This window comes from Paracidovorax oryzae ATCC 19882 (genome assembly GCF_000687165.1).
Classification (GTDB): Bacteria; Pseudomonadota; Gammaproteobacteria; order Burkholderiales; family Burkholderiaceae_C; genus Paracidovorax; species Paracidovorax oryzae.
Genome location: NZ_JMKU01000018.1, coordinates 50,808 through 62,795, shown reverse-complemented (window position 1 = coordinate 62,795; position 11,988 = coordinate 50,808). Strand labels below are relative to the sequence as shown.

The 11,988-nt window shown below is 67.2% G+C and carries 11 protein-coding genes; all 11 read right to left on the bottom strand.

The genetic code is table 11. The features are described from left to right. Nucleotides 1-20: 20 nt before the first annotated feature. The 11 genes from T336_RS0114895 to T336_RS0114845 all read right to left on the bottom strand — a co-directional run bounded on the left by T336_RS0114895 (nucleotide 21) and on the right by T336_RS0114845 (nucleotide 11,868). A complete protein-coding gene (locus tag T336_RS0114895) occupies nucleotides 21-551 on the bottom strand; it encodes a DUF4442 domain-containing protein (RefSeq protein WP_026433157.1) in 531 nt (176 codons plus the stop codon). An 8-nt stretch (nucleotides 552-559) separates the two neighbouring features. Beyond that, nucleotides 560-2,983 carry a 3-hydroxyacyl-CoA dehydrogenase/enoyl-CoA hydratase family protein gene (locus tag T336_RS0114890; protein WP_026433156.1) on the bottom strand — a complete coding sequence of 808 codons (2,424 nt, stop codon included), beginning with the start codon at nucleotides 2,981-2,983 and terminating at the stop codon, nucleotides 560-562. A gap of 21 nt (nucleotides 2,984-3,004) precedes the next feature. Then, complete coding sequence (locus T336_RS0114885; protein ID WP_019702847.1) at nucleotides 3,005-3,439, bottom strand: DUF2147 domain-containing protein; 435 nt, start codon at nucleotides 3,437-3,439, stop codon at nucleotides 3,005-3,007. Between the two features lie 42 nt (nucleotides 3,440-3,481). Further along, entirely contained in the window at nucleotides 3,482-5,287 is a 1,806-nt protein-coding gene (locus T336_RS0114880; protein ID WP_026433155.1) for an acyl-CoA dehydrogenase C-terminal domain-containing protein, read from the bottom strand. Between the two features lie 66 nt (nucleotides 5,288-5,353). Continuing rightward, nucleotides 5,354-5,953 (bottom strand): TetR/AcrR family transcriptional regulator, encoded by a 600-nt coding sequence (locus T336_RS0114875; protein ID WP_404821589.1) that lies wholly within the window; start codon nucleotides 5,951-5,953, stop codon nucleotides 5,354-5,356. Nucleotides 5,954-6,139: 186 nt separating this feature from the next. Continuing rightward, complete coding sequence (gene slmA / locus T336_RS0114870) at nucleotides 6,140-6,811, bottom strand: nucleoid occlusion factor SlmA (RefSeq protein ID WP_019702850.1); 672 nt, start codon at nucleotides 6,809-6,811, stop codon at nucleotides 6,140-6,142. A gap of 55 nt (nucleotides 6,812-6,866) precedes the next feature. After that, nucleotides 6,867-8,294: a sensor histidine kinase gene (locus T336_RS0114865; protein ID WP_026433153.1), complete on the bottom strand. Its 1,428-nt coding sequence runs from the start codon at nucleotides 8,292-8,294 to the stop codon at nucleotides 6,867-6,869. A 17-nt stretch (nucleotides 8,295-8,311) separates the two neighbouring features. Next, complete coding sequence (locus T336_RS0114860; protein ID WP_026433152.1) at nucleotides 8,312-9,031, bottom strand: response regulator transcription factor; 720 nt, start codon at nucleotides 9,029-9,031, stop codon at nucleotides 8,312-8,314. Between the two features lie 23 nt (nucleotides 9,032-9,054). After that, on the bottom strand, nucleotides 9,055-9,945 hold the full coding sequence (gene argB, locus T336_RS0114855) for an acetylglutamate kinase (RefSeq protein ID WP_019702852.1): 891 nt from the start codon (nucleotides 9,943-9,945) through the stop codon (nucleotides 9,055-9,057). A 109-nt stretch (nucleotides 9,946-10,054) separates the two neighbouring features. Next, on the bottom strand, nucleotides 10,055-11,158 hold the full coding sequence (locus T336_RS0114850; protein WP_019702853.1) for an MraY family glycosyltransferase: 1,104 nt from the start codon (nucleotides 11,156-11,158) through the stop codon (nucleotides 10,055-10,057). Next, nucleotides 11,155-11,868 carry a glycosyltransferase family protein gene (locus T336_RS0114845; protein ID WP_019702854.1) on the bottom strand — a complete coding sequence of 238 codons (714 nt, stop codon included), beginning with the start codon at nucleotides 11,866-11,868 and terminating at the stop codon, nucleotides 11,155-11,157. The genes T336_RS0114850 and T336_RS0114845 overlap by 4 nt, the downstream gene beginning before the upstream one ends. Between the last annotated feature and the right edge of the window lie 120 nt (nucleotides 11,869-11,988).

The window sequence follows — 11,988 nt, the reverse complement described above, 5'->3', positions numbered from 1 at the left end:
TCGATCGGTCAGTCAATCGTTTACCTGGCGGGGCGGCTGGAGGGAATCCAGGCCCACGTGAATTCGCATTGCACCGGCTCGGCGCCGGACTCGTCCGTCACCGTGACCGTCACCTGCAGCTCGCCCTTGTCGGCGTCCTGCATCGCCTGCCGCTGCGCGTCGGTGAGCACCGCCACCGCGTGCAGTGCGCCGTTGGCGCGCTGCCGGAAGGCCATCTTCATGTCCTTGGCGAGCGGAATGCAGTCGTCGCGCACGTTCAGCCCGACGGCCATGCCGGTGGCCGTCTCGGCCAGCAGGTTCATGGCCGAGGCATGGATGCCGCCGATGTGGTTGCGCACGCGGGGTTCGTTGCGCAGGCGCACTTCCACGCGGTGGGGCGACATCTCGATGAACTCCACGCGTGCCGTTTTCGTGAACGGCACGGCGCGGCGCAACACCAGGTTGCGCACCCAGGGGCGCAGGAACGCCGGGAACTCGTCCACCTGCTCCAGCTGCAGCTGCAGGCGGTTGGGCGCACGAGAGTCCGCAGAAGCGGCAGAGGCGGTGGCCATGCGGGCGGTCAATTGCGCACCGGCTTGCCGGTGCTCAGCATGCCCAGGATGCGCTCCTGCGTCTTCGGATGCTGGATGAGCGCGCAGAATGCCTTGCGCTCGAGCGCCATCAGGTATTCCTCGCTCACCAGCGTGCCGGCGTCGACGTCGCCGCCACAGACGATTTCAGCGATCAGCGTGGCAATGTGCTGGTCATGGTCGCTGATGAAGCCGCCATCGCGCATATTCACCAGCGAGCCGCGGATGGTGGCGATGCCGCTGCGGCCGGCCACAGGGAACAGCCGCTTGTTCGGCGCGCGCCAGCCGCTGGCGGCCATGGCCTTCGCCTCGTTCAGCGCCACGAACAGCACCTCGTCCTTGTGCGGCACGACGATGTCGCTCTCCAGCAGGTAGCCGAGCTTCCTCGATTCGAGCGCGCTCGTGCCCACCTTGGCCATCGCGGCTGCGGTGAAGCCTTCGGTCAGGAAGGGCAGCAGGTCCTTGCCCGTGGAGGCCGCGGCGTTCTCGGCCGCGCGGCGCGCGATGTAGGTCAGGCCGCCCGCGCCGGGCACCAGGCCCACGCCCACTTCGACGAGGCCGATGTAGCTTTCCATGTGGGCGACGCGGCGCGACGAATAGACGGCCAGTTCGCAGCCGCCGCCCAGCGCCATGCCGTGGATGGCGGACACCACCGGCACCTGGGCGTAGCGCAGTCGCAGCATCAGGTTCTGCAGCTCCTGCTCCACGCCTTCAATCGCCGAGATGCCGGCCACGACGAACGCCGGCATGGTGGCCTGCAGGTCGGCACCCACGCTGAAGGGCGCGTCGCCGGACCAGATCACCAGGCCGTCGTAGTCGCGCTCGGCGGTGTCGATGGCCTCCATCAGCCCTTCCATCACGTCGGGGCTGATCGCGTGCATCTTGCTCTTGATGCTGGCGATCAGGATCCGGCTACCGGAGGGGCCTCCGTCCTTGTCGAGCGTCCAGGTGCGCAGCGCATCGGATTCGGACACCGTGGTGCCGGCCGTGCGCCAGTCAGGCAGGTGGCTCTCGCCCAGCAGTTTCTCAGGGAAGTGCTGGCGCTCATACACCGGCAACTGGCGGCGCGGCACAAACTTCTGCTTCGATGCGCTCCACGAGCCTTCGGCGGTGTGCACGCCGCCGGCCTCGGCCACCGGGCCCTTGAAGACCCACTCGGGCAGCGGTGCCTTGCTGAGCGCCTTGCCCGCGTCGATGTCCTCCTGGATCATCTTCGCCACCTCGAGCCAGCCGGCCTCCTGCCACAGCTCGAACGGGCCCTGCTTCATGCCGAAGCCCCAGCGCATGGCCTGGTCCACGTCGCGCGCGTTGTCCGCGATGGTGGCCAGATGCACGGCAGCGTAGTGGAAGCTGTTGCGCAGGATGGCCCAGAGGAAACGCCCCTGCGCGCCCTCGGCATTGCGCAGCAGCTTCAGGCGCTCGGCGGCGGGCTTCTTGAGCATGCGGCCGTACACCTCGTCGGCCTTCTGGCCACCGGGCACGTAGTCGCCTTCAGCCAGGTCGAAGCGCAGGATGTCCCGGCCCACCTTCTTGTAGAAGCCGGCCTTGGACTTCTGGCCCAGGTGCTTCATCTCGATGAGTTTGTTCAGCACCTCGGGCGTGCCGAAGCTGCCGTAGAACGGATCGGTTTCTTCGGTCAGGTTGTCCTGCAGCGTCTTGATGACATGCGCCATCGTGTCCAGCCCCACCACGTCGGCAGTGCGGAATGTGCCGCTGGAGGCGCGCCCCAGCTTCTTGCCCGTGAGGTCGTCCACCACGTCGTAAGTGAGGCCGAAGTTCTCCACCTCCTTCATCGTCGCCAGCATGCCGGCGATGCCGACGCGGTTGGCGATGAAGTTGGGCGTGTCGTGCGCCCGCACGACGCCCTTGCCCAGGCCGCTCGTGACGAAGGCCTCGAGCTGGTCCAGCACTTCGGGCCTGGTGGTGGGCGTGTCGATCAGCTCCACCAGCGTCATATAGCGCGGCGGGTTGAAGAAGTGGATGCCGCAGAAGCGCGGCTTGATCGCATCGGGCAGTGCCTCGGAGAGCTTGGTGATCGACAGGCCGGACGTGTTCGACGCTACGATGGCGTTGGGAGCGACGAAAGGTGCGATCTTCCTGTAGAGGTCGAGCTTCCAGTCCATGCGCTCGGCGATCGCCTCGATGATGAGGTCGCAACCGCGCAACTGATCGAGATGCTCTTCGTAGTTGGCCTGGCCGATCAGCGCGGCATCGTCCGCCACGCCCAGCGGCGAGGGCTTGAGTTTCTTCAGCCCCTCGACGGCCTTGGTGACGATGCCGTTCTTCGGGCCTTCCTTGGCAGGCAGGTCGAACAGCACCACGGGCACCTTCACGTTGGCGAGGTGGGCGGCGATCTGCGCGCCCATCACGCCCGCGCCGAGCACGGCGACTTTCTTCACTTGGAATCGGGACATGGTGGTTTCTTGTCGAATGGGTTACTGCACGCGCTGCCAGACTTGGGTGCGCCAGAACGGACCCAGGTAGCCGCGCACCTCCAGCTTCGCGCCGCCGTCGATGGGCGTGAAGCTGGCGCGGTATTCCTTGCCGTTCTCAGGGTCGAGGATCTTGCCGCCTTCCCACAGGTCCTTGCCTTCGGCCTTCTTGCCGCCGCGGATGATCTCCAGGCCGGCGATGGGCTGCCCCTTGCGGTCGTCGGTGCACTCGAGGCAGGTGGCGTCGGGCTTGGTGTCTTTCTTCAGCGACTTCTCGATGCGGCCCGACAGCGCACCATCCGCCTCGGTGATGCGGATCTCGGCCTTCGCCTCGCCAGTCTTGTCATCGATACTGCGCCACGTCCCCACCGGAGACATCTGGGCCCAGGACGGCAGCGCGGCGGCGGCCAAGGCAATAGCCAACAAAGCGGTTCTCATAGCGGCATCCCTGTGGTCTGGTGAAGGCCGTGGCGACGGGGGTCAGGCCAGAGCGGCGTCCGTGTCCATCAGCGGCTTGGCACCGGTGCGCGCGGTGCGCATCAGGGTCGCCGTCTCGGGGAACAGCTTGGCGAAGTAGAAACGTGCCGTCTGCAGCTTGGCCTGGTAGAACGGGTCGGTATTGCCAGCAGCGATCTCCCGCAGTGCCACCTGCGCCATGCGGGCGAACATGTAGCCGAACACCAGGTGTCCCGCCACGCGCAGGTAGTCCACGGCCGCGGCGCCCACCTCGTCGGGGTTCTGGAAGCCCTTGAAGCCGATCTCGGTGGTGAACTTGGTCATCTGGTCGCCGAGGTAGGCGATGGGGTTGATGAACTCGGCCATCTTCTCGTTCACGCCCTCTTCCTCGACCAATTTGCCCACGAGCTTGCCGAACTTCTTGAGCGTGGCGCCGTTGTTGCCCAGGATCTTGCGGCCCAGCAGGTCCAGCGACTGCACGGTGTTCGTGCCTTCGTAGATCATGTTGATGCGGTTGTCGCGCACGAACTGCTCCATGCCCCATTCCTTGATGAAGCCATGGCCGCCGAAGACCTGCATGCACGCGTTCGTGGCGATGTGGCCGTTGTCGGTGATGAAGGCCTTCACGATGGGCGTGAGCAGCGCGACGAGCTCGTCGCTGTCCTTGCGCACCTTCTCGTCGGGATGGCTGTGCGCCTTGTCCAGCAGCAGCGTGCAGTAGATCTGCAGCGCGCGGGCGCCTTCGGCGTAGGCCTTGGCCGTGAGCAGCATCTTGCGCACATCGGGGTGCACGATGATCGGGTCGGCCTCCTTGTCCTTGGCCTTGGTGCCCGACAGGCTGCGCATCTGGATGCGGTCCTTGGCATAGGCCAGCGCGTTCTGGAATGCCACTTCGGTCAGGCCCAGCGACTGGTTGCCCACGCCCAGGCGGGCGGCGTTCATCATCACGAACATGGCCTGCAGGCCCTTGTGCGGCTGGCCCACCAGGGTACCGATGGCGCCATCGATGGAGATCTGGGCGGTGGCATTGCCATGGATGCCCATCTTGTGCTCCAGGCCCGTGCAATAGATCGGGTTGCGCTCGCCGACCGAGCCGTCGGCGTTCACGCTGTACTTGGGCACCACGAACAGGCTGATGCCCTTGCTGCCCTTCGGTGCGTCCGGCAGGCGGGCCAGCACCAGGTGAACGATGTTCTCGGTGAAATCATGCTCGCCCGCGCTGATGAAGATCTTGTTGCCGGTGAGCTTGTACGTGCCCTCGGGCGCGCCGGCCACGGGCTCGGCCCGGGTGCGCAGCAGGCCCAGGTCGGTACCGCAGTGGGGCTCGGTCAGGCACATCGTGCCGGTCCACTCGCCGCTGGTGAGCTTGGGCAGGTAGAGCTTCTTCTGCTCTTCGGTCCCGTGCGCATGCAGGGCCTCGTAGGCGCCGTGCGACAGCCCCGGGTACATGGTCCAGGCCTGGTTGGCGCTGTTGAGCATTTCATAGAGGCACTGGTTCACCACGAACGGCAGGCCCTGGCCGCCATACTCCGGATCGCACGACAGGGCCGCCCATCCGCCTTCCACATACTGCGCGTAGGCATCCTTGAAGCCCTTGGGCGTGGTCACTTCGTGCGTGGCCTTGTCCAGCGTGCAGCCCTCCTCGTCTCCGCTCATGTTGAGCGGGAAGGCCACGCCCGCGGCGAACTTGCCGGCCTCTTCCAGCACGGCGTTCACAGTATCGGCATCCACCTCCGCATGGCGCGGGATCGCCTTGAACTCCTCCGTGACCCGGAAAACCTCGTGGAGGACGAACTGCATGTCGCGCAGGGGGGGCGTATAGGTCGGCATGGATGGGCTCCTTGTTCGGTGCGTTGGATGGGTGGATTGCGTAGGCGGAAAAAGACGGAAAAACGTTCAACCCGCTGGCCTGGCGGCATAGCGGGCAAGGATGTTGTCGAAGCCGGCCGTGGCCCGGCCCAGGGAGCCGGGCGTCTGCAGGAAGCGCGCCTCGTAGTGCAGCGCGAGGATGAGCCCGTGGATCTCGAACAGCATCTGCTCGGACTCCACGTCTGCATCCACCTCGCCCAGTTCCTTGCACTGGTCGATCGCCCGCTTCATGGCGGCGAGCCAGGTGAGGACCGAATTCGCGAGCGCATCGCGCACCGGCCCCTTCCGGTCGTCGAACTCGACGGCTCCGCTGATGTAAATGCAGCCCGAGTCGATCTCGATGGAGGTGCGCTTCATCCAGTTGTCGAACAAGGCGCGCAGGCGGGGCAGCCCGCGGGGCGCCGACATGGCGGGATAGAACACTTCGTGCTCGAACCGCACGTGGTACTCGCGCACGACGGATATCTGCAGTTCCTCGCGCGAGCCAAAGTGCGCGAAGACCCCCGATTTGCTCATGCCCGTCACGTCGGCGAGGGCGCCGATGGACAAGCCCTCCAGCCCGATGTGCGTGGCCAGCCCCAGCGCCGCATCGACGATGGCCGCCTTGGTCTGCTGGCCTTTCTGCAACGCGCGGCCCTCCCGCGTGGCGGCAGGGCGCTGGGTTTTGGGGGAGACGGTGGACGGCACGGCAGCACGAAATAAAACGAACGATCGTGCTATTTTGCAGCAAAAGGATGGCGGCAGCCAGCCCCGGCCCGAGGGCCGCCAGCAATTAAGGGTAAACACCGAGGCCCGCGCCTGCGGGCCGGACGCTCAGTGCAGCAGCAACGCGAGTGTCGCGTCGAGGTGCTCGGTCGGCGGGCGGCGCAGCCCGCTGCGCGCATAGCGCTGCAGCCTGCCGCGTACAAGGTCGCACAGCGCCGCGGCGCGGACCTGCGCATCGACCGTCGGGGTGGCGGATCCGGCCGCTTCAGCGGCGCCCCGCAGGCACTGGCGCAGCGTCGATTCGATCCGGTCGAAGAACTGGCCCATGCGCTGCTGCAGCCGCTCGTTCTCGAAGACGAGGGCATCCCCCACCATCACGCGCACCATGCCGGGGTTGCGCTCGCCGAACTGCAGGACCATGGCCACCACGCGGGCAGCGCGGCGCGTTCCGTCCGCCCGGGATGCCTCCGGCATGTCGCGATCCACGATCTGGGCGACGAGCGCGAAAATCGATTGCTCGATGAAATCGATGAGGCCTTCGAACATCTGCGCCTTGCTGGCGAAGTGCCGGTACAGGGCCGCCTCGCTCACCTCCAGCCGCGCAGCCAGGGCGGCCGTCGTGATCCGCTCGCCGCCAGGCTGCTCCAGCATGGCCGCCAGGGTTTGCAGGATCTGCTCCCGCCGCTCGCCCGGCTTGGGCCGCCGGCGGGCAGTGGACCGCGGTGGCGCAACCCCGGACTCTGCGCCGTCGTTGGATGTGAGGGGAAAGGATTCAGCCATGGCCGCAAATGTATGCAATTGATTCTCGCATACCGCCCCTGCCGCACGATGACCGCTAGCCCGTGCCCGGCTCCGCCTCTGCCGGAATGGCCACGCCGGCCCGCAGCCCGCGCCCCAGGCGGCCCGCCCGCAACTGCAGCATGCCTCCGTGCCCGCGGGCAATCTCATCGGCGATCGCCAGTCCCAGGCCGGTGCCCTCCCCCGCGGCGCCCGGCACCCGATAGAACCGCTGCAGCACCTTGCTGCGCTCGGATTCCGCGATGCCCGGTCCGTCGTCCTCCACCTCCAGGACAGCACAGCCGCCAGGCCGCATCCCGCAGCGCAAGGTGACGGTGCCACCCTCCGGCGTGTACCGGATGGCGTTGTCCACGAGATTGGAAAGCAGCTCGCGCAGCAGCCACCCATGGCCGGATGCCTGGGCCGTCTCCACCTCCAGCCCCAGGTCCAGCCCGCGGGCGGTGGCCACATCCAGGAAATCCTCCAGCAGGCTTTCGCACAGCGCCTTGAGGTCCACCCGCTGCTTGGGCTGGGCATCCACGCTGCCCGCATCGGCCCGGGACAGGGCCAGCAGCTGGTGCACGAGCTTGGAAGTGCGGCGCGCCGCCCGGCGCAGCGCCTCGATGTCCTGCACGGCCAGAACAATGCCTCCATGGACAGGTCCATCGCCCCCCGCCCGGCCATGGTCCGCCCCCCGGGCAGCCAGCGCCCAGGCCTCCACCTGCGACTGCAGGCCCGCCAGCGGTGTACGCAACTGGTGGGCTGCATCCGCGACGAAACGGCGCTGACCCTCGGTCTGCGCGTTGACCAGGACGAAAAGGCGATTGAGCGATCGCACCAGCGGGCGCACCTCGGCGGGCGAGGCCTCCTCCGGTATGGGACTCAGGTCGCGCGGCGAACGGTGCTCGACGGCCTCGGCCAGATCCACCAGCGGCTTGAATGCCTGGCGGACCGCCCAATGGATCGCCAGCCCTGCCGCCGCAACCAGCACGAGATTGGGCAGCAGAACCCGCAGCAGCATCTGCTGCCCCCACTGCTGGCGCGGGTCGGACCCGTCGGCCAGCGAGACCACCAGTTCCCCCGCCCCGGTACGGGTCCGCTGCACGGCGACGCGATAGACCACGCTGTCGTGCTCAACGCTGTGGAACTCCGGCTCATGCGTGAGCGGCACGGCGCTGTACACCCAGTGGTCGCCGAGCAGGATGCGCCCCGACAGGTCCTGCACACTGTAGCCTGCATAGCCGGCGTTCTGGCGGAGGAACTCCTCGACCGGAGGCGCCAGCAGCAGCACGGGCGGCTCCCCCTCCCGCCGGGACGGCCCGGCCAGCGAATCGGCGAGCGCCGGCAGCAACCGCACGAGGCGCTGGTCGTGCCGGCTGGCGGCAGCGTCCGCGGAACGGTAGTCGAGCCATGCGCCCGCCAACGCGAGCAAGCACAGCGGCAGCACCAGAAAGAAAAGCAGGCGGTTGCGCAGGACCGACGTCATCGTGGCGGACGCGGCCGTCAACCCTGCCCCGGCGCCAGCAACTCCAGCCGGTAGCCGAAGCCCCGGATGGACCGCAGCGCCACGCCGCCGGGCTCCAGCTTGCCCCGCAGCCGGGACACATACACCTCCACGGCATTGGGGGTGATCTCCTTGTCCCACCCAGTCAGCGCCTGGACCAGCTTTTCCTTGCTGGCCGGCTTGGGCGCGTGGATCAGCAGGTACTCCAGCACCGTCCACTCCCGCGGTCCGAGCTCGATGGACTGGCGCACGGCCAATCCGCCATCGGCGGCCGGAAAACGCAGGCTCGCGTGCCGGCCTGCCGTGTCCAGCTCCAGCGGCCCGAAGCTCAGCACCGCGGTGGTGGCCGCATGCGAGCGGCGCAGCAGCGCGCGCAGGCGTGCGAGCAGTTCGGGCAGTTCATAGGGCTTGACCATGTAATCGTCCGCCCCGAGGTCCAGGCCCTGGACCCGGTCATGGAGAGCGTCGCGTGCGGTGAGGATGAGCACCGGCATGGAGGGATTGGCCATCTCCGCCTCGCGCAGGCGGCGCGTCAGCTCCAGCCCATCCATGCCTGGCAGACCGATATCGATGATGGCGGCATCGAACGCCTCACCGCGCAACACCTCTTCCGCCCGTTCCCCGCTACCCACCCAGTCCACCGCGTAGCCCGCATCGGTCAGGCCCAGCTTGATGCCGCTGGCCAGCATCACGTCGTCCTCGACGAGCAGCAGGCGCATGGGAAGCAGGCCGCCCGCAGCGCTCAATGGCTGCGGATCATGGTGCCGTAGGCCTGCTCGGTCAGGATCTCCAGCAGCATCGCGTGGGGAACGCGCCCATCCACGATGTGCACCGCATTGACGCCGCTCTTGGCCGCATCGATGGCGCCCGCGATCTTGGGCAGCATGCCTCCGGAAATCGTGCCGTCCACCACGAGTTCGTCGATCTCGCGGGCCGTGAGCTCGGTGATGAGCTCGCCAGCCTTGTTCAGCACACCGGGAATGTTGGTGAGCATCATGAGCTTCTCGGCCTTGAGCACCGTTGCCAGCTTGCTCGCGACCACGTCGGCGTTGATGTTGTAGCTCTCGTTTTCCTCGCCGAAACCGAGCGGGCTGATCACCGGGATGAAGGCATCGTCCTGGAGGGCCTTGACCACGCTGGGATCGATGGACACAATGTCTCCCACCTGCCCGATGTCGTGCTCCTTGCCGGGATCGTCCTTGTCCAGCATCTTCAGCTTGCGGGCCCGGATCAGGCCGCCGTCACGGCCCGTCAGGCCCACGGCCTTGCCTCCGGCCTGGTTGATCAGGCCCACGATGTCCTGCTGCACTTCCCCGGCCAGCACCCATTCGACCACCTCCATGGTCTCGGCATCGGTCACCCGCATGCCCTGGATGAACTGCCCCTGCTTGCCCAGGCGCTTGAGCGCCGTCTCGATCTGGGGACCGCCGCCATGCACCACCACCGGGTTCATGCCGACGAGCTTGAGCAGGACCACGTCTTCCGCGAAGTCGGCCTGCAGCGCCGGATCGGTCATGGCATTGCCGCCGTACTTGATGACGATGGTCTTGCCGTGGAACTTGCGGATGTAGGGCAGAGCCTGAGCCAGGATCTCGGCCTTGTCCCGGGGGGCGATGGATTGCAGATCGGTCATGGAATGCTCGACGTGTGAAAACAGGGCAGCAGCCAGTGGAGAAGTGCGCATTGTGCCCGCTCCGCCGCGCCTTGCGGCGCACAAGGGACCATGCGCCGGTGCAGGCGCTTCAGTGCCTCAGCCAGACGGGCACCTTGAACCGCACGATGGCCAGGTAGGCCGTCACGTAGGTCAGCCCGAACAGCCCGCAGAACACGATCAGGACCGGCGTATTGCTCCAGAACAGAACGGCCGGCACCACGGTGAGCATCGTGAAGCCCCAGAGGTAGGGCGACGTGCGATTGTTGCGCATGAGCACCCGCCGCGACTCGTCGTCGTGGAACACGCCGCGCACGATGCGCCGGTAGATGAGCTGGTGGAAATGCAATGCATCGGCCACCCCCGGCGAAACGCCCCGCGCCAGCTTGCGGTAGCTGGAAAACAGCGTCTCCCACACGGGATACATCAGCAGCAGCATGGGGAACCAGGGGGACACGTCGCGGTTGCGCTGCACCAGCGCGATGCTGCTGAGCGCGATCATCACCCCCCAGATGTAGGCGCCGCTGTCCCCGGCGAACAGCATGCCCCGCGGGTAATTCCAGACCAGGAAGCCCACGGTGGCCGCCGCGGTGCAGATCAGCAGGGAAGCCAGGGCGCGGTCGCCCACCTGCAGGCTCACGTGCGCGAGCGCCAGGCAGATGATCAGCGCCACCATGCCGGCCAGGCCGTTGTAGCCGTCGATGATGTTGAAGGCATGCGGCAGGCCCGCGACCGCCAGCACCACTATGCACATGCCCAGCCAGGGCATCTCCACCAGGTGCGCATCCAGCCAGGGCAGTCCCAGCCGGGGCACGTTCATGTTGAGCACCATCAATGCGATCCCGCCGGAGAGCGCGGTGAGCAGCAGCCTGTAGCGCACGGGCAGGCGCTGCGTCATGTCCTCCGCCATGCCGCCGATGGCCGCCGGCAGCAGGCTGGCCATCCACCAGCCGACCCAGGAGCCGAGGCGCAGAGAGCCCGGATCACCCCACAGGATCGACTGCAAGGCCCCCAGCGACCAGCTGATGGCCATCCCGACCAGCAGCGCCGCGCCGCCCAGGCGGGGCACGTCACCCAGGTGGAAGCGCTGCGGCATGGCTTCGCCGTAGTTCGCGGCGTGGTCTCGCCCCCAACGGACGATACAGGCGGCAGCCAGGGCCGTCGCCAGGAAGCTGACCAGAGACAACCAGATCATGGGGCGCCGATCCTACGCGCTTCGGCGGTATCCGCACGCAACAAAGATCGCGCCTGGCGATACACAGGCGATGTCCACAGCCGCAGAAGGCTGCGGACATGCCATCCCAGATGGGCCATGCGGCGCCGGCTGGCGCGTTGGCCGACATGGCCCACGCGCACCGGCACCCTGGCCAGCCGCCAGCCCTTCAGGCGCAGGCGCAGGCAGAGGTCCACGTCTTCGCAGTACATGAAATAGCGTTCGTCGAATCCGCCCACCCCCGTCCATGCGGCAGACGGAAACACGAGGAACGCGGCGTTCACCCAATCCGTCCGGCGATCGGGCTGCCGGAGGATGCGCCGGCGCCAGAGGGCGCCCGGCGTCGGCAACTCCCGTTCGGAGTCCTGCAGCTTTCCGCAAAGGTCCACCTGCTCGGGATAGGCACAACCGACGCCCGGCTCGGATGCAGCCTGGAGCAACCGCTCGAACGGATTCGCGTCGAGAAAGGCGACATCGGGATTGATCACGCCCACGAACGGCTCCACGGCGCCGCTCAATGCCATGTTGTGATTGGCGCCGAAACCCAGGGGCCGGGCGTTGCGGCGGATATCCAGCGCGAACGGCCAGTCCGTACGTCCCGGCGGGGTGGGCGGGGACGGCTCCGGTATGTTGAGAGTCAACACGACCCGCGTCACGCTCCCTGCGCACCAGCGGGCCATGCCGTGCAGCATGGCGTGCAAAAGGGGGCCGTGGCCATGGCTGACGACCGATACAGCCAGGCCGCCAGAAGGGGATAGTGTTGTCATGAACTGCGTATTGTCGTCTCCCCGGGCCGACATCCCTGTAGGAGA

What these genes read in the sequence shown, in the direction of transcription:
- T336_RS0114895 (WP_026433157.1), bottom strand. Translation starts at nt 551, where the DNA reads ATGGCCACCGCCTCTGCCGCTTCTGCGGACTCTCGTGCGCCCAACCGC.
- T336_RS0114890 (WP_026433156.1), bottom strand. Translation starts at nt 2,983, where the DNA reads ATGTCCCGATTCCAAGTGAAGAAAGTCGCCGTGCTCGGCGCGGGCGTG.
- T336_RS0114885 (WP_019702847.1), bottom strand. Translation starts at nt 3,439, where the DNA reads ATGAGAACCGCTTTGTTGGCTATTGCCTTGGCCGCCGCCGCGCTGCCG.
- T336_RS0114880 (WP_026433155.1), bottom strand. Translation starts at nt 5,287, where the DNA reads ATGCCGACCTATACGCCCCCCCTGCGCGACATGCAGTTCGTCCTCCAC.
- slmA (WP_019702850.1), bottom strand. Translation starts at nt 6,811, where the DNA reads ATGGCTGAATCCTTTCCCCTCACATCCAACGACGGCGCAGAGTCCGGG.
- T336_RS0114865 (WP_026433153.1), bottom strand. Translation starts at nt 8,294, where the DNA reads ATGACGTCGGTCCTGCGCAACCGCCTGCTTTTCTTTCTGGTGCTGCCG.
- T336_RS0114860 (WP_026433152.1), bottom strand. Translation starts at nt 9,031, where the DNA reads ATGCGCCTGCTGCTCGTCGAGGACGACGTGATGCTGGCCAGCGGCATC.
- argB (WP_019702852.1), bottom strand. Translation starts at nt 9,945, where the DNA reads ATGACCGATCTGCAATCCATCGCCCCCCGGGACAAGGCCGAGATCCTG.
- T336_RS0114850 (WP_019702853.1), bottom strand. Translation starts at nt 11,158, where the DNA reads ATGATCTGGTTGTCTCTGGTCAGCTTCCTGGCGACGGCCCTGGCTGCC.
- T336_RS0114845 (WP_019702854.1), bottom strand. Translation starts at nt 11,868, where the DNA reads ATGCTGCACGGCATGGCCCGCTGGTGCGCAGGGAGCGTGACGCGGGTC.